The organism is Kolteria novifilia, from assembly GCA_007748055.1.
In the GTDB taxonomy this organism is placed as follows: Bacteria; Planctomycetota; Planctomycetia; order Kolteriales; family Kolteriaceae; genus Kolteria; species Kolteria novifilia.
On sequence record CP036279.1, the window covers coordinates 3,114,491 to 3,130,997 of the forward strand.

General features: G+C 63.4%; 10 protein-coding genes. 3 read left to right on the forward strand and 7 right to left on the reverse strand.

The window, feature by feature from the left end; genetic code table 11:
- Positions 1-384 precede the first annotated feature (384 nt).
- Together Pan216_RS11440 and Pan216_RS11445 are read left to right on the forward strand one after the other, a co-directional pair.
- A complete protein-coding gene (locus tag Pan216_RS11440; RefSeq protein ID WP_145258124.1) occupies positions 385-1,731 on the forward strand; it encodes a hypothetical protein in 1,347 nt (448 codons plus the stop codon).
- A gap of 66 nt (positions 1,732-1,797) precedes the next feature.
- The gene (locus Pan216_RS11445; protein ID WP_145258125.1) at positions 1,798-3,651 is read left to right on the forward strand and encodes an adenylate/guanylate cyclase domain-containing protein; all 1,854 of its coding nucleotides are present in this window, start codon (positions 1,798-1,800) and stop codon (positions 3,649-3,651) included.
- Positions 3,652-3,698: 47 nt separating this feature from the next.
- Here Pan216_RS11445 and Pan216_RS11450 read toward each other — a convergent pair whose 3' ends face one another.
- Both Pan216_RS11450 and Pan216_RS28260 read right to left on the reverse strand, forming a co-directional pair.
- Positions 3,699-7,457 carry a serine/threonine-protein kinase gene (locus tag Pan216_RS11450; RefSeq protein ID WP_419193537.1) on the reverse strand — a complete coding sequence of 1,253 codons (3,759 nt, stop codon included), beginning with the start codon at positions 7,455-7,457 and terminating at the stop codon, positions 3,699-3,701.
- A 482-nt stretch (positions 7,458-7,939) separates the two neighbouring features.
- Complete coding sequence (locus tag Pan216_RS28260) at positions 7,940-8,629, reverse strand: hypothetical protein (RefSeq protein WP_419193538.1); 690 nt, start codon at positions 8,627-8,629, stop codon at positions 7,940-7,942.
- On the opposite strand from Pan216_RS28260, the gene Pan216_RS11455 reads away from it, so the two are divergent.
- On the forward strand, positions 8,568-10,745 hold the full coding sequence (locus Pan216_RS11455) for a TonB-dependent receptor (RefSeq protein WP_419193539.1): 2,178 nt from the start codon (positions 8,568-8,570) through the stop codon (positions 10,743-10,745). The genes Pan216_RS28260 and Pan216_RS11455 overlap by 62 nt on opposite strands.
- 166 nt (positions 10,746-10,911) lie before the next feature.
- Here Pan216_RS11455 and Pan216_RS11460 read toward each other — a convergent pair whose 3' ends face one another.
- From Pan216_RS11460 to Pan216_RS11480, 5 genes are all read right to left on the reverse strand, one after another.
- On the reverse strand, positions 10,912-11,652 hold the full coding sequence (locus tag Pan216_RS11460) for a TVP38/TMEM64 family protein (protein ID WP_145258128.1): 741 nt from the start codon (positions 11,650-11,652) through the stop codon (positions 10,912-10,914).
- A gap of 90 nt (positions 11,653-11,742) precedes the next feature.
- Positions 11,743-12,999: a histidinol dehydrogenase gene (hisD, locus tag Pan216_RS11465; protein WP_145258129.1), complete on the reverse strand. Its 1,257-nt coding sequence runs from the start codon at positions 12,997-12,999 to the stop codon at positions 11,743-11,745.
- Between the two features lie 239 nt (positions 13,000-13,238).
- The gene (locus Pan216_RS11470; RefSeq protein ID WP_419193540.1) at positions 13,239-13,730 is read right to left on the reverse strand and encodes a DUF2203 family protein; all 492 of its coding nucleotides are present in this window, start codon (positions 13,728-13,730) and stop codon (positions 13,239-13,241) included.
- 524 nt (positions 13,731-14,254) lie between these two features.
- Complete coding sequence (locus Pan216_RS11475; RefSeq protein WP_145258131.1) at positions 14,255-15,361, reverse strand: hypothetical protein; 1,107 nt, start codon at positions 15,359-15,361, stop codon at positions 14,255-14,257.
- 573 nt (positions 15,362-15,934) lie between these two features.
- A complete protein-coding gene (locus Pan216_RS11480) occupies positions 15,935-16,462 on the reverse strand; it encodes a GNAT family N-acetyltransferase (RefSeq protein WP_419193541.1) in 528 nt (175 codons plus the stop codon).
- Positions 16,463-16,507 lie beyond the last annotated feature (45 nt).

The following is a 16,507-nucleotide window of genomic DNA, read 5'->3' on the forward strand; positions in this document are numbered from 1 at the left end:
AACTCCCGCCCGCCGGTCCGTCCTCGGAGGCCGGTCGGCGCCGCTCCCGGTGATGGGGCTTCCCACCCAGCGCGCTCAGTCGCCCTCGCGACGACGGACCGCGATCCATCCCGTTTGCGTCTCATCTCGACATCGAACCGTCGTGGTCAACGCAATGGACCCTGACGGCGGGGCGTGGCCAAGACGAGAACACGTCGCCGACACACCCATCGGCGCATTGGGCGGTGAACTTGCGAAGGGAGACGGGCTGTGGGTGGCAAACTGGATCGTGGCCAGGGCCGGGCGGTCGTCATAGGCATTGGGAGATTGAACAAACTACGTTCGGCGGAGCGCCACTCGCCGTGATCTCGTGATCGGAGAATCTGGATGGCCATGGGATGGTGCGTGAGTCTTGGTCTCGTCTTGCTCCTGGCTCAGGGTGGGGGAGACGACGCCCCCAAGACCGAACCGACCGTCGTTCCCCTGACGGAGGACACGTCACGTCTTCTCCGGCTCGAAGCTGTCATTTCGAAGCGGTTCTTCGAGAGCCTCGAGCCGCCGAACTTTCACCGGTCCGCTCCAGTCGCTCGAACGGTCGATGGCGCGCAAGTTCGCGGCACGTCGACCACCGACGGCAACGTGCAGTTGCGTCTCAAGCCCAGCAAGAACAGCGCGGTGATCGAGGTCGACACATCGGGTCGGACAATCTCGCACACGACGAGCCAGCGGGATCCGGTTTGCTTGCGGACCAAGGGTGTCAGCGATTTCTCCGGCGGGACGACCATCGTTTTCGAGAAGACGGGCGTCTCCAGCGGCGATCCGAACGTCGACGTCCACACCAAGCTCCATCTCTGTGGGGTGTCGAGCCGCTTGAAGGGGCTCTTTCATCGGATTGCCGTCAAACGTGCGACCAAGGCCTTTCACGAACGTCGCCCGAAGAACACGCGACGGATCGAACGAGAGATCCGCGACGGCTGTCTCACGGATCTTCGGGGTGAAGTCGACGAAACGATCGAGGAGATCAGCGATCTGCTCGACCAGGCTTTCTTCCGTCCCTTCAACGATCACTTGCTCACCGGAACGCTCGATTTTGAGACGACCGAAGCGAACTTCTTCATGCGGGGATGGCTGGTGCGCGGTCCCAGCGCGCCGCCGATGGAAGCGATTCCTCCCATCGAGGGAGATCCCGCCTTCTCCTTGCGGATTCACCAATCGCTCTTGGACGACCTGGCGAAGACCGACCTCGCGGGCAAGACACTCGACAACAAGCAGATCCGGCGCTTCCTCAAGGAGAACTTCAAGGAGGCTCTCGAACGGGTCGAAGACGAGAACGTTCCGCCGTGGACGATCGAGTTCGCCGCGGTCGAACCGGTGGTGATTCAGTTTCGTGACGGTAAAATGGTCGTCGTGATCGACGCCGAGTCGCTTCACGTCGGCGAAGCGACGGTAGGCCCGCTGCGTATCGAAGCGACCTACACCCCGGCGGATGACAGCAACATCGGCGAGTCGCTGCGGCGCGGCACCATCAAGGTCCAACGGGCGAACTCACCCAAGCCACAATCGGTGACGGGGCAGTTGATGGACCTCCTGAGCCAGCCGCTCAACCAACTCCTCAGCTTCGAGATCAGTCTCCGCAAGATCGCGCTGCCCGGGTACAGCAGCGAGCAGGACCAGTACAAAGTCACGTACGTCTCCCTCGAGAAGGGTTGGCTCAATCTTTCGATCGACGCCCCGACGAGTCCGTCGCCGTGAATCGTTCGTAGCCAGCAGCGATCAACGAAGCGAGCTGCTAGACTCCAGGAAAAGGAAGTCACTGCGATGCTGCGGTTTCGGATAGTCAGCGAACGACAACGTCACGAGTTCACTCACCCGGAGGGCCCGATCGAGTTCGGCCGAGCGCCCGTCAGCGGGGAGACGGCTCGCTCCATTGTCGACGATCGCTTCGTTTCGAAGGACCATTTGCGGGTCGAGGAGATTGCCGACGGGCGGGTTCGGGCTAAGAACCTCAGTGGTCAGAATCGCGTTCGCATCGACGAGGGGCAGGAGATTCCGCCCGGCGAGAGCGCGGAGCTCGATCTTCCGGTCCGCTTGGTGATTGGCCAGACGATGCTCGACGTGAGCGTCGCCGAACCCCTGCCGAACGCGGTCGCGAGCGCCGAGTCGACCGATCTTCCTCCCGAGGAATCCGTCCCCCAAACCGCCGCGTCGCCTCCCGCGCTGGAGGGCGATGTCGGGCTCGCAACCGTGATGCGTCCGGCCCGCTTGCGCTACGAGAGCGATGAAGCGACCGATACGCTCGTCTCCGTGAGCGAAGGGGTGCTCCCCGAAACGTTGGTCGGCTGGATCGAAAAGCTCGTCACGGTTCAGCGAGCCGCGGCCGGCTCGCCGGAGTTCTATGACGAGACCGCTCGCGCCCTGGTCGACCTCATCGGACTCGATCGCGGACTCGTGCTTCTTCGCCGCGAGGACAACTGGGAAGTGGTCGCCCGGCATCAGCGCGGCTCTCGCGTTCGCTACGACTTCAGCTCGACCATCGTCGAGCGGGTCGCGGAGGAGAAACGGACGTTCTATCAGACGTACGAGAACGCCAGTTCGGTCATGAGCCTGGTCGACATCGACACCGTCGTCGCGTCTCCCATCTTTCAGTGTGACGATCAAGTCGTGGGAGTGCTCTACGGGTCGAGGAGTCGTCGTAGCATCGTCGGCGAGGGGACGATCGGTCCGCTGGAGGCTCAGATCGTGCAACTCCTGGCCGCCTCGGCCGGAACCGGATTGGCCCGCGCCCAGCGTGAGGAGGAGACGCTGCGCGTTCGTCATCAGTTCCAACAGTTCTTCTCGCCACACGTGGTCGCGGAACTCGAACGCAACCCGACGCTGCTCGAGGGCCAGGACCGCGAGGTGACCGTCATGTTCCTCGACATGCGCGGATCGTCGAAACTATCGCAGCGTCTGAATCCGCAAGAGATTTCTCAGTTGACCGAAGACTTCATGGAGGAGTTGACGCTCCATGTCCGGGCCCAGGAAGGGGTGGTTGTCAGCTACGTCGGTGATGGGGCGCTGGCGATGTGGAACGCGCCGACCGACCAACCCGATCACTCGCTTCGCGCTTGTCGGGCGGCCCTTGAGTTCGAGTGTTCGCTACGGGCGCTGAATGAGCGTTGGGAACCAGTGGTGGGAGAACCGATCGCCTTCGGGATCGGCGTGCACACGGGACCGGCGCTGGTCGGGAATACCGGATCGCGAACCAATCTGCAGTATGGGCCACAGGGAGCGACGGTCAACTTGGCAAGCCGGGTCGAGGGAGCCACCAAGCATCTGGGGGCTCCGGTGCTGATCACCGACGCGACGCGCTCGCGGCTGAACGACGAGCTCGCGGTGCGGCGCATCTGCCAAGTCGAGGTCGTCGGCATGGAGGGAGCAGTCGCTCTCTACGAACTGGGAGGACTCGAGCCCGATGCCGAATGGCTCGGTTTGCGGGAGCCGTACGAGCGGGCCCTGGACGCCTACGAGCGAGCCGACTGGGAGTCGGCCGTCGAGATCCTCTGTTCGGTCGTCAGCACGCCGGCGGGCAAGCGGGACGCCCCCTCGCTCGCGCTACTCTCCGAGGCGCTCGATTGTCTGCATCGACGTCCCGCCGACTTCTCGCCCGTTCGTCAGTTGCGAAGCAAGTAGCTGGCCTGGAGTTGTCGATTGGCGATCGGCGCGGAGTATCCTCCCGTTCAGGGAGGGGGATTTCCCTTGTCGATGAACTCGAGATGAGCCTTGATGATGGTCGGATTGGCGTCCGGCAGGGTGAGCGACTTCTGAGCCCACTTCTTCGCATCGTTCGGCTTTCCCGCCTGAGCGTAGGCATCGGCCAGGGTCAGGACGAATTCCCACTTCTTGTAGTTCGTCGCCTCGCAAGCGGCGGTGGCGTACTTCACCGCTTGGTTGCCGTCGCGGACACTCTTGTTCGTGCTCGCGGCGAGGATTGACGCCAGCGCGTTGAGTGACTTGACGTCCTTCGGATCGTCGGTGACAGCCTTCTTGAAGTAGGAAACCGCGTCGGCGTCGTTGCTCGCGTCGAGGGCGTCGATCGCGAGCTTCTGAAAGGCGATCGCCCGGTATTCGCGGGCCTTGGTGTAGGTCGGGTCGAGGGTGAGCGCTCGATCGTACTCCTTGACGGCGTCCTGCTGGTCTCCCAAACGATCCTCGACGGCGCCGACGAAGGTATACGACTGCGCCGCGAGATTCGCGTACCCCGCTTCCGAGGTGGGGTTGAGCTTGGCGGCCTCGGCGTAGATCTCCGCGGCCCGCTTATAGTTCGTCGCGGCGGAGGCGAAGTCGTCGTTGGTCCAGCTCGAGGCGGCGCTGGAGAACGCCGTTTGCGCTTGCGTGGCCAGGGCGTTGGCAAGCACTTCGTGCAGGTTTGCCTTGGCGGAGGCGGGGGCGGTCCTTAAGACGTCCTCGATCATCTTGATCGCCTCGTCCGGTTGATTGGCGCGCAGGAGCTGTTTGGCTTGCGTCGTGCTGATGTCGACCAGCGCGTTGACGAACTCGGCACTGGGATTTGTTCCGGCGAGGGAGACCGCTTGCTTCATGTCCTTGGCGGCGGCGGCGATGCTCCCGAGCTTCTTCTCCGCCAACGCCCGTTGGAAGTAGTATTGCGGGGACTTGGCATCGAGATCGATCGCGCGGGTGTACTTGGCGATCGCCTTCTCACCGTCCCCAGCGGCCAGGAGCTGCTTGCCCCACTCGGCGTTGGCTCTCGCCAAGGACGTGTCGACGTCCGAAGCCGGAACCTGGTTGGTCGCTCGTGCTTGCTGGAACAGGGAAATCCCACTTTGGAACTCGCCCTTCTTGACCGCGGCCGCGGCTTGCTTCATCAGTGCCTGGGCACTCGGTGGCGGATCGGGCGTCGTCGGTGCCGGCTTCTCCTCCGTCGGGTTCATCGCTGATGAGGTGGTGTCGACGGTTCCGGGCACCGAGGCGATCGCGGCGGCGTCCGGGCCCGTGCTCGTTTGAATAGCTGGAGACTCTTCCCCGGATTTCGTGGTGACGACTTCCGTCGGATCCTGGACGGAGCGTCTCGGAAAGACGCCCATCGAGGTCAACCAGTAGCCGAGTCCTCCAAGCGCCCCCAAGGCGACGACGCCGACCGCGATGGTCGCCAGCAACGGTTTGGAGCCCGAGGCGCTGGGTCGGTAGCGTCCGAGCACGGCGGCCACGTCCCGAGCGCTTTTCGGACGCGCCGCGGGATCCTTGGCGAGCAACTTGCGGAGCAGCAGATCGACGCGAGCAGGGACCTCTCGACGCTGGTCGCGGACGCAGGGAGGCGTGACGCCCCGATGTTGGACTCGCATCTCGGTGTCACTCTCGCCGCTGAAGGGAGTCGTCCCGGTCAGCGCGTAGTAGAGCGTGCATCCGAAGGCATAGAGATCGCTGGCGATGCTCGAGTCGGGAACGTCCGCCCAAAGTTCCGGGGCGGCGCAGTGGATGTCCAGGACCGCTGATGGGTCGTCGGAACTCTCCCGATCGTCGACGTCGATGGAGAAGGGGAACGAGGTTCCCGTTCCGACGAGTTTGGTGCATTCCCGGCCGATGTAGATCTTTTCGGGCGTGATGTCGTGATGCAGGACGTTGTGTTCGTGGGCGTACGCGAGGGCCTCGGCGACATCGGCCATGCGCGCGAGAAGCCAACGGTGGTTTAGGTGCTCGCCCGACGACTTGGCCTTCTCGACGAGAGTGGCGAGAGACTCGCCGAAAACGAACTCCGAGGCGACGAAGTCGACCGCGCCGGCGTGACCGACGTTGTAGAGCGTCGCCAGCCCCGGGTGGTGCATTTGGGCGAGCTTGGAAATGCTGATGTTGATGCCGGCATAGTTGCCGCTCTCGTTCGCCCCGGCGTAGGTGACGGTCGAGTGATCGTGCTTGACGAGGCGCAACACGACAAGTCTCGCCAGGGTCGGATCGAACGCTTCGTAGACGCGGCCTCGGTTTCGCGTGGTGAGGATCACGTTGCGGACGACATAGCCTCCGAAGATCAGCGGGCGCGTCCCCTCCGCCTTGATGCGATCGACTTGGAACTCCGTGAGCAAGGGTTGCGGAATCTCCCAGCCTTCGGCCCAGGGAGCGGGACTTCGCCTTAGGATCTCGAGGGCGTCGTCGACGGAGAGCTCTTCCTTGCCGCGATCGATGAGCCGATCGAACTCCTCGACGGGAATGAGTCGGTCCTCGTAGAGCTGCTGTCGCAACTCGGCGAGACTTTGGGGGGCTCGACTCTCGAAGGGAGAGTCGGGGGGCGAGAAACTGGCCAGGTCCTCGGCGAGTTCCCGCGCCGAGGGATAGCGATCCGCGATTCGCTTCGCCATCGCCTTGAGGCAGATGCCCTGGAGCTCGGCGGGAATGCCCAGTCGATACTGATCGAACCTTGGAATCGGATCGTTGATGATCTGATAGAAGAGATTCGCGAGATTCGAGGCCGCGTAGGGGCGTTCGCCGGTGAGCATCTCAAAGAGGATCACGCCGAGACTATAGACGTCGCTGTGGGGACCGACGGGGCCACGTTCGTTGTCGACTTGCTCGGGGGACATGTACGCCGGCGTCCCGAGAACCGCCCCGGTCTGGGTGAGCACGTCGGGCCCTTGTTGCGCGGGGCGAGCCAGCCCGAAGTCCAAGATGATCGGCTCGCCTTCATCGCTGAGCATCACGTTGGCCGGCTTCAAGTCGCGATGGATGATGCCGATGGCATGGGCTTGCTGAACGCCCTGGGCCAAGCGGGTGATGATGTGACACGCCTCGCCGAGAGAGAACCGTTTCTTCTCCTCGAGATGTTCCAGGAGCAGACGTCCCTTGAGAAAACCCATCGTGAGGTAGTGGACACCGTCGATCTCGCCAACGTCGAAGATGGGGCAGATGTTGGGATGGTGCAGCTTGGCGGCCGACCGGGCCTCGCGTTGGAAGCGTTCGATGGCTTCGGGATCGTTGCGGCCATCGAAGAGGGGGATCTTGAGCGCGACCTGACGATCCAACTTCGAATCGTGAGCGTCGTAGACGGCGCCCATCGCCCCGGTGCCGACCAGCTTGTCGATCCGGTAGCGTCCGAACATCTGACCGACGTTGAGTGACATCGTCGTCGACTGGGTGCTCGCGACGACTTCCGTTCGATCGAACGCCGCATTGGGAGCCGCGAGGTTCGGCAGGGGAAGATGGTCGTCGGCGAGCGTATCCGAGGCGGCATTGGACTGACCCGGGTCGCCTCCCTCGGCGCGATGGGTTTCGATCGCGGAGCCGGAGGCCTCGGACTGGTTCGTCTTGGACTTGGGCGTGGAGCTTGGCTCGTCAGGCTTGGCCGTACTGGATTGGCTCGGCGTCGTCGGGGTCTCGGCTTGTTCTGTCCCTGGCTCAGCGGGAGTGGGAACGGACGTCTCCGCTTGGGAACGCGATGGATCGTCGCTTGATGGCTGCCGAGTATCGTGGTCGGTGGTGTTTTCTGTCACGGCATGCTCACACAACAGGACGGGGGTCGTCCAGGCAGTAACGTGGACGAAGAAGCCTGGAAGCTTTGCGTCGGCTTCGGCGGATGAGACTCTATCTTCCCCGATTGTCGACAAGATACCCAAGCTTTTCAACACGTTTGGAAGGCGGGAACCCCTCAACATGTGCTTCGGGCGACTGGTCGGGGGAGTTACTCCGAGTTGAGAAACCTTCCGCATCGCCTCCAAGCGTGTCGGCGTCGGCCGTCCGCCGAGTTCGCCGGCTCTTGCCATCGTTGGCGATAGTTTCCCCATTCCCCCAGGTCGCCGTGGGTTGCCCAAGTGATGGCGTCCCTCCAAACGCGACAACGCACAAAATTGGGCGAATCAGCAGAAAATGGAGAACTGGCACGATGCGTCATGCCGACAAAGTGGATGGGAAGGATCGAAGTGGGCTCCTTGGGGGAGTGCCGTCGAACGTCGATTCGCTTCCTAGTCTGCTGGACCTAGCGACCAACTGGAGGGCCCATGAGGAAGTCGGCAACCACGGCTTGGCTGCACGCGACCATGGCGGTCGTCGTGTTCTCATTGCCCGCGGTCGCGACTTCGGCCGACGACGACGGCTGGGCTCCGGCGGGACAAAAGGCGTCGTCGCCGACGCGTCCCGCGGGCAAGCAAACCTGGACGTTCCACTTCGAGGTCTCCTCGGAGTTCCTTCCCGCGTCGCCGAGCGCCTCGGACGATGTCTCCTCGTCGACACCTTCTACCGAGCAACACCGTCCACGAACTCGGTCGGTTCCCGTCCGGATCCCGTTGTCGGCGACATCGGGGCAGTTCGAACCAATTCCGTTCTGGGACTTGCATTCAGGGCGGGAGATCGTCCCGGTCGCGGCCCAGCTCCCCCCAAGACCAGGGGATACGCCCGACGTGGTTCCGACGCCCGCTCCGCGTAGGGAGCCCAAGAGTTCGACGTCGCCGATGCCCATGCCGATGCCGACTCCCATGCCCACGCCGACCCCGGACCCGACCCCGGCTCCCGTTCCGACCCCCGAGTCCGGGTCGTCGTCGACGTCCGAACCGACTCCCTCGGCAAGCGCTGGTTCGAGTGCTTCGCCGACGCCGGCCCCGACCGACTTGTCAACGAGTCTCGTCGAGGCGATCGCCCAACGCTCCGCGCAGGCGCAGACCGCGACCACCGAGAGCAACCCCGCCGCCCCGTCGTCGGTCGTCTCGACCCAAGCCTCCGCGCAACCCGCGCCGGCGTCGACCGGCGATTTGCTCGAACGCGCGATCAGTATCAGCGTGCAGCGGACCTCGCCGACCTATGTCGATGCCCGGGTCCGGGCGTTCAACCCGCGTCAGACGGTCGCGGCGGTCGACGGCATGCCCGAGCTGAAGACGCGGATCGACATCGACACGATCATGAGCCAGATCCCGCCAGGGTTGGTCGACAACTTGACGGTCGTCGATGGGCCGTACACTTCGCTCTACGGACCCGGTTTCGCGTTCATCGTGGCGGAACTGACCCCGCTCCAGGAGTATCTCGGGCCGACCTATCGCGGGACGCTGAGCCTTTCACAAGACACCAACGCCCACACGCTCTATCAGCGGGAAACGGCTCAAGGTGGCGGACGCGACTGGAGTTTCGTCGCCAGCTACGGGCTACGAACCGCCGCCGATTACTTCTCCGCGGACGGATTCCGGGTCCCCGCCCAGTACACGATCTGGGACGGATTCACCTCGGTCGGCTTCCGCATCTCCGACACCAACCACGTCGCGATTCAGTTTCTACATCCCGAACAAAACGGCGTCGAACTGCCTGGCGTCGTCTACGACCTCGTCAACTCGACGAACAACCAAGGAAACATTCGCTGGACGATCACCGAGGGACGCAAGGGCCCCAAACGGGTCATGGTCGAGTATTGGTACAACCGCACCGGCTATGACGGCAACTCGTTTCGGTCCTCCAAGCAGGAGACGTTCTTCGTCCCATTCATTCGCGAGGTCTTCGGGACCTCGGCGCTCGAGGCGACCGGTCGCTTGACCAACCAAGGCGTGCGGATGTTGAGCTATCTTGGGGATGAGGACGAAGCCCAGCTCATTCTCGGGGTCGACTGGAGTTACGTCGAGAACGAGTACACCGAAGTCGACTTCGATGCCAATGGTCAGCTCAACCCGATTTTCTTCGGTGTTCCCAAGGCCTCGTCGAACGACTTCGGGATTCTCGCGAACGCGACGCTGCCGATCACGAGTTCCACCAAGGCGATCGTCGGTGGACGCCTTGACGCCTACCTCGCGAGCCTCGATCCCGAGGGGCGAGCGGAGGCCGGCGAGCTTGCGATCTTCAAGGATCTGACGGGGACGAACTCCGCGCAGCAGTTCCTGGGGATGGTCTACACCAACCTCGAGCAACACTACACCGAAAATCTCTCGACCAAGATCGGTGGTTCGGTCGCGATGCGGGCTCCCGACACGACCGAACTCTACACGACCGATCCCTTCGTGCCGATCTACCGGTTCGGCAATAGCGTCTCCGCGGGCAACTCGTTCCTCGACCCGGAGACGAACCTTCAGTTCGACGCGGGACTCTTCGGGAACTGGGACCGCGCGAGCTTCGGCTTCCGCATGTTCCAGTCGAACATCTTCAACTACATCCTCGCGGTGCCCTACCTGCGGACCGATGGATCGGCCGCGATCGAGGGCCCCGACCCGCGCTACACGCTCGGAAGGACGATTCAGGACGGAGTCCCGGTCTCCGACACCGGGAGCATCGCCTACCAGTATCGCAACGCCGAGTACGTCTCCATCTACGGACTTGACTTCATCTGCGACTTCGAACTCAAGCCGTGGATGGCGATCGATGCTCGCACGAGCTACGCGAAGGGAACGAACCGCAACCCCGAGTACCTTCAGCAACAGCTCGACGGCTCGATCGCGGTGATCGGCCACAAGGGTTCCAGTGAAGGGCTTCCCCAGGTCTATCCCTGGAACGGCTCCATCGGTTTGCGGTTCTTCGAGCCCAAATGCCGTCGTTGGGAGATTCGCTTCGACTCGCGCATGGTCATGAACCAGACGTTCGTGGCCGACTCGTTCGGGGAGCTGCCCTCGCGGGGATTCATCCTCTTCGGGATGAAAGCCTATTGGCAGATTCTTCGCAACGTCCGCCTCACGCTGGCGCTCGAGAACCTCCTCAATCGCAAGTACTCGGAGATCAACTCGCTCGCCATCGCCAATCCGGTCAACCAGATGGACATCTTCTTCGTCCCCGAGTCGGGCTTCAACGGTCTCTTCGGCCTACAGTGGCAGTTCTAACGTCTTGACTTGTTGATCCCATTGACGAAGAGACGCTTGCGTGCCATGCCTGCTCTGGATGTGGACATGCGGAGGACGCCTTCCGTTCGGCAGAATCCGGCACCGACGCAGCGAGTCGATGCCGGAGACGGATCCGAGGACGGAGACGGATCCGAAGACCGACGCCTCACTGACCATTCTCTTGGCTGCTGCCAAAGCTCTTGAGGCGTTGCAGTCCCCAGAAGACGATGCCACTCACCATGAGGATGGCGATGCCGCCGACGATCAGGTTGGTGGTGCGAAAGTGGCCGAGGTGCTTGGAATGACTCAATAGCGCCCGCCCGAAGGTCGCGAACGTGTATTGGTAGAAAAGCGTGACCGGGACCGTGCCCAACGCCGTCGCCAAGAGGTAACGACCGAACGGGATCTTTGAGAGCCCCGCGATGTAGCTGACGGCGCCGAAGGGAAGAATCGGGAGGACGCGCAGCAGCAAGATGCCGACGAAGGCGCGACGATCGACGTATCCCTGAAACTTCTCGACGTGGTTGCCGAGCGTTCGTTCGACGTAGCCCCGCCCCACGAACCCACCGAGGAAGTAGCCCGGGATCGAGCCAAGGATCGCGCCCGCCGAGCAGAGCAGGGCCCCCAGCACCGGCCCATAGACCTCGGCGCCGATGATGTTGAGCACGGTGTCGGGGAAGAGAGCCAGCGGTGCGATGCCGGTGAGGAAGACATAGACCAACTCGTCGTAGGGGTGCCAACTCTTGATTCGCTTGATCAGCTCGTGGAGGTGCTCGATCTCCATCAGCGAGAAGCAACGGATCGCGATCACCACGAGGACGATCAACAGCACGGCCACGAAGACTTTCAGAAAACCGACCACCGTCCGCATACCGTTGTTGCTCCGTCCCGAAGCTGGCTCGTCCATCGACCCGTTGCCTATCAGCCCATTGATCTATTCGCTGCCGGCGACGAACGGCCCTCTTGACCAATCTGGCCCGTTGGAATTAACGGACTGCTATCCGAGGCGCTGCCGCGCCGCGCGAGCGTGGCCGATCAAGCCTTCTTGTTCCGCCAGCCACGCCGCGTCCTCGATCTGACGGACGTCGACGGGCTGATCGCCGGAGCGCTGGAAGGTGACAACCTTGAGAAAGTCATAAACCGCCAAGCCGCCGCGGCGCGTCGCCCAACCACCGGTCGGCAACGTGTGATTGGGACCGGAGGCGTAGTCGCCGAAGACCTCCGCCGACTCCGATCCGATGAAGATCCCGCCCGCGTTGCGAACCGAGTTGACAAACTGTTGGCATGCCTCTTCGTCGTCGATCATCACTTGGAGATGTTCGGGAGCCAATCGGTTGACGATTTCCGTCGCTTGTTCCAGCGTTTCGACCAGGACGATCTCGCCTCGGTTGGCCAACGACTGTTCGGCGATCTCCCTGGTCGGGAGGATGGCGAGTTGTCGCTCGACCGCCGCGAGCGCTTTCTTCGCGAAGGGCTCCGAAAGCGTGACCAGGACCGGACGGGCGTCGGGGTCGTGCTCGGCTTGGGCGAGAATGTCCGAGGCGACGTACTCCGGGTTGGCGTGTTCGTCGGCGACCACGCACAACTCGGTCGCTCCCGCGGCCATGTCGATGCGACACTGCGCCTGGGCGATTCTCTTCGCCGCCACCACAAAGCGGTTGCCGGGACCGACGATGACGTCGCAGCGGGGAACGTCGATGCCGAGCGCCAACGCGGCGATTCCTTGGGCACCACCAAGGCGAAGGACTCGCTTCGCGCCGGCGAGATGGGCGACCGCGAGCATGATCGCGCCCGGGCTAGGGGAGCAGACGGTGATCTCCTCGACACCGGCGACAGCGGCGGGGATGACGGTCATCAGTGCGCTGGAGATCAGCGGATAGCGACCGCCGGGGACATAGCATCCCGCGGCCGAGACCGGCAGGACGTGATGCCCGACCCGAAAACCGCCCAAGTCGATGTGGAGGGGTTGCAGGGCTTCACGCTGCGCCTCGGCGAATGCCCGCACCCGCTCGGCGGAACGCTGCAGCGGACCGCGAGCCTCGTCGGGGAGGTTGCTCCAAGCGTCGCGGAGTTCGTCGTGGTCGGCGATCAGGGCCGCGTCGCCCAGTCGATCGAACTTCTCGCCGTACTCGCGCAGAGACGCGGCGCCACGCGTGCGGACATCCTCGAAGATCCGCTGCGCGGTCTCGATGGTTTCCGGGTCTTGATCACTGGAAGGCGTGTCCCGCCACTGGTCGAAGAGAGTCGTTTTCAAGGCCTACTCCGCCGCTGCCATTGTCTCGTGTTCCGCCGAGCGCCGAACGATCGGACCGGTGCTGGGGCATCTCCTAGTAGGTACGCGAGGCCCCGGCCAATTCGACGTCTCCGCACCGCGATGCGGCCATCCGTTCATCATATGAGGTAGAGGACACCGGGCGCATCGACCGTCGATCCAGGTCGCGAGACGGGACGGCGTGGGCGTGAAGAGGGTCGTCCAAGCGGTTCAGATGAGGATTAGGCGGCGGGACGAAGTTCCATGGCCCGGTGGGCGTCGCGCGTCGCCGGCCGCTTGGCGGGCACCGTTCGCGGAACCTGTTGCCAACGTTGGGGGACGAGGTGGCGTTGGTTGGGCCAGCCGCTGAAGTACCACTCGCGGATCGTTCCCTGAGCGTCTTGGTAGACGAAATAGGCATCGCGGAGACGCTGGTCGCCGTGGGAACCGGTCCACTTGTGCTCGAAGGGGAAGAGGGCTTCGCAGCGCACGCCGTTGGTGATTTCGACGCCGAGGCCGTTGGCTTCCGCGAGATGGTCGGTCAGGAGCCGGCGCGAGCGGCGCCGCTCCGATTGCAGGAGCTCGCGGTCGGCCCGACTCAGGTCGGCGCGCTCGAGACGCCGGGCGAGCTTCGCGAGACGACTGCGTTCGCCGCGAATGTCTTTCACGACCCGACTGATCAGCGGGAGCATCGCCGTGGCGTCGGAGAGCGTGAATGTTCGCCGCTTGATCATCGTTCTGCCTGCCAGGAAAGAGATACGGAATAAGCCGTCAACTAACCTTATCACCCCTCTTTTGCCGTGATGTCCCATGGGACGCATTTTGGCTGGGTTTCCACTCTTGCGTGCCTGCCCTGGACGTCCTGACCGTCAGAACAGGAACCAGAAGGGATGAATTGCCGAGAGTTGGCCGTGGATGATGCTCGTGAACGCTGGGGGTCGCGGGAAGCGAGGGGTGCGTCGCGGCGTCTCGTGGCACGCGCGGGGATCCGATGGGCAACGACTTAAGTGAATCGGAGCTCCTTCGCGAGAAGCTGGTGTCGTGAGCGCGTCACCACCACACCAATGCCGAGAGTCGCGTTGATGGGGACAGACCGTCGCGTGGCGTTTCGAGGTGGAGTTGGGATGCGAAACGAGCTCAAGAAAGCGCGGGGTGGGCGACCGGCCGACGCGAACGTCGATCGGGCCCACCCCAGGCCACATGGTGATTTGTTGACCCGGGCCCGAAGGAAGACTCCCTCGGGGACCGGGGCGTGACTTTAGCGAACCACGCCACCGACCGGCTGGATCGGATTCCAGCGGAGCGGGCGGGGTTGCTTCAGCTCGCGGCTCGCCGAGGTCGATTGGACCGGGATCGGACGAAAGAGCTGCGGCTGCTGCGGTTGATAGTACGACGAGTCGTTGGTCGACGACCCGTTCGAGGAGGAGTTCTGCTGCGGGCTACGCGGGGCCGGGACCGTTTCGCCGGGAGCGTAGTAACGCTTCATTTCCTCGACGACCTTGCCATCGCGAACGACACGCTCGATGAGCGTGGTGCCGTTCTGCGACTGCTGCTGGGTCGCGGGGAGGGCGTTGCTGGTTCGGGGCTGAGCCTGAGCCTGAGCCTGTGACTGCGTCTGGGGCTGAGCCGGCGTGTAGTAGGAACCCTGCCGCGGCTGAGCCGCTGTCGCCGGTCGAGCCGGAACCGCTTGAGCGACCGTGGCGGCCGGAGCGGCGGCCGGGGCGGCACCCGCGGGGTAGTACATCACGGTGCGCGTTACCGGGACGTTCTCGCAACGCTGCTGATAGGTGGTGACCGGAACTTGGTAGTTCCGCGTGACCCAGTTCGTCACCGGCGTGCAGACTCTCTTGCGAACATAGCACGTCTGCGGACAACTGACGGACTTATAGGAACAGGTGCAGGGGTCGTAGTAGGCGCTGGTTCGCATCGTCGTGACCGGCTGCATGTAGTACGACGTCTTCATCGTCGTGACTTGTTCCATCTTCGTCTTGGTCACCATCTGGGTGGTGGGAACCATGTAGCAGCGCTTCTGCATGCAGGTTTGCTGCACCGCGATCGGTTGCGGGGCGGGGCAAGCCATCTGCGGAGCGGGGCAAGCGCCCGTGGGGCAGGTCGGGCAAGCCGGTGTCGCCAGCGCGACGGTCGGGGCCGGAGCCGGAGCTTGGCAACTCGTGCACGCCGGAACCGCCAAGCTCACTTGGGGAGCCGGGCAGGTGGGGCATGCGGGACGACAATAGTTGGCGGGGCGGCAACACTGTTTCGCCCGCCACGATCGAAAGATACAGGCCTCGGCCGGACGAGCTGCCGCCAGTGCGACAGTCCCGCCCAGAATGGCCAATGCCATCACTCGAAGCTTCTCGTTCATGAGATGTTTCTCCATTCCTGTTTGGGCCTCGCCCCTTGGCGGGCGCACAATTTCTCTGCCCGCGGTCCTGCGCTGCAGAGCCGCTGTGCGTTCGATCCTTGATCGGGACCGGAGTCAATGGTCAAAGCGGGCACGGTTCGGAATCAGGCCCGACGGTTCGCGGTCGGAAGGCGCCGGGGACGAGTCCCGGATCGCCTGGCTTCCTTCAGCACGATCGGGAAGAGGTCGGCGGCCCAAAGCCTCTCGGCTTCAGCCGTCGAGTTCTTCCGACATCAGAGTAACGCGACGATTGGCCAATCATCAATCGAACCCATCACCTCTTCTCGCAAAAAGAAGCCATGTTCGGTGCTATTGTGAGGGTTACAGCGGATTGGCAAATGAGGTGCCGGCCGGTTGCACAAGTCAGCGAACCGGGGAAAGGTGTCGATCACGTGTCGCACCGCTTGCCTTTGCTCGATTCATCGAACGGATCGTCCCGGAGGAAGTGTCCCATCAAGGGCCGAATCGCCCCTCCGAGAGTTCTTTCGACGAGGTCTTCAACGCGGAGTGTAAGGACCATGTCACCCAGGGACGCTACGTCGAGCACGCGACATGCGAATCGTTTGGGACGTTTGGGGGGATTCTTAGTCCCGCGATGATCAAGCCGCGCGGCATGCCATCAACGACGGCGATGGACGTAAGATGCCCCATCGTCTCGAACCCAAGTGTATCGTTGATTCGGCGCGTCGCCTGATTGTGATCGAAGTACATGCTTAGCAAGGTTGTTACGCCGAGGTTGGGGCAATGCGCGATCATGCGCTCCTTGAGGAATCTACCGATTCCACGGCGTTGGTGGGAGGTGGCGACATAGGTGCTGATCTCGGCGGTCGCGTCGTAGGCGGGCCGACCCTGGTAGAAGGAGGAGAGACCGACCCAAGCCACGACCTCACGCTCCGTTTCCGCGACCCAGAGGGGACGGCGAGCGGGGTCGTGTCTCTCGAACCAGGCGCGGCGATCGTCAACGCTCACCGGGCGAGTGTCGGCGGTCGACCAACCGCCGGGAACGGATTGATTGTAGATGGCGACGATGGCGGGAAGATCCGCGAGCTTGGCGTCTCTCACCGTCAGTTCCGAGGAGAGGTTCATAGGGCCTCACGCAGCGAGGGC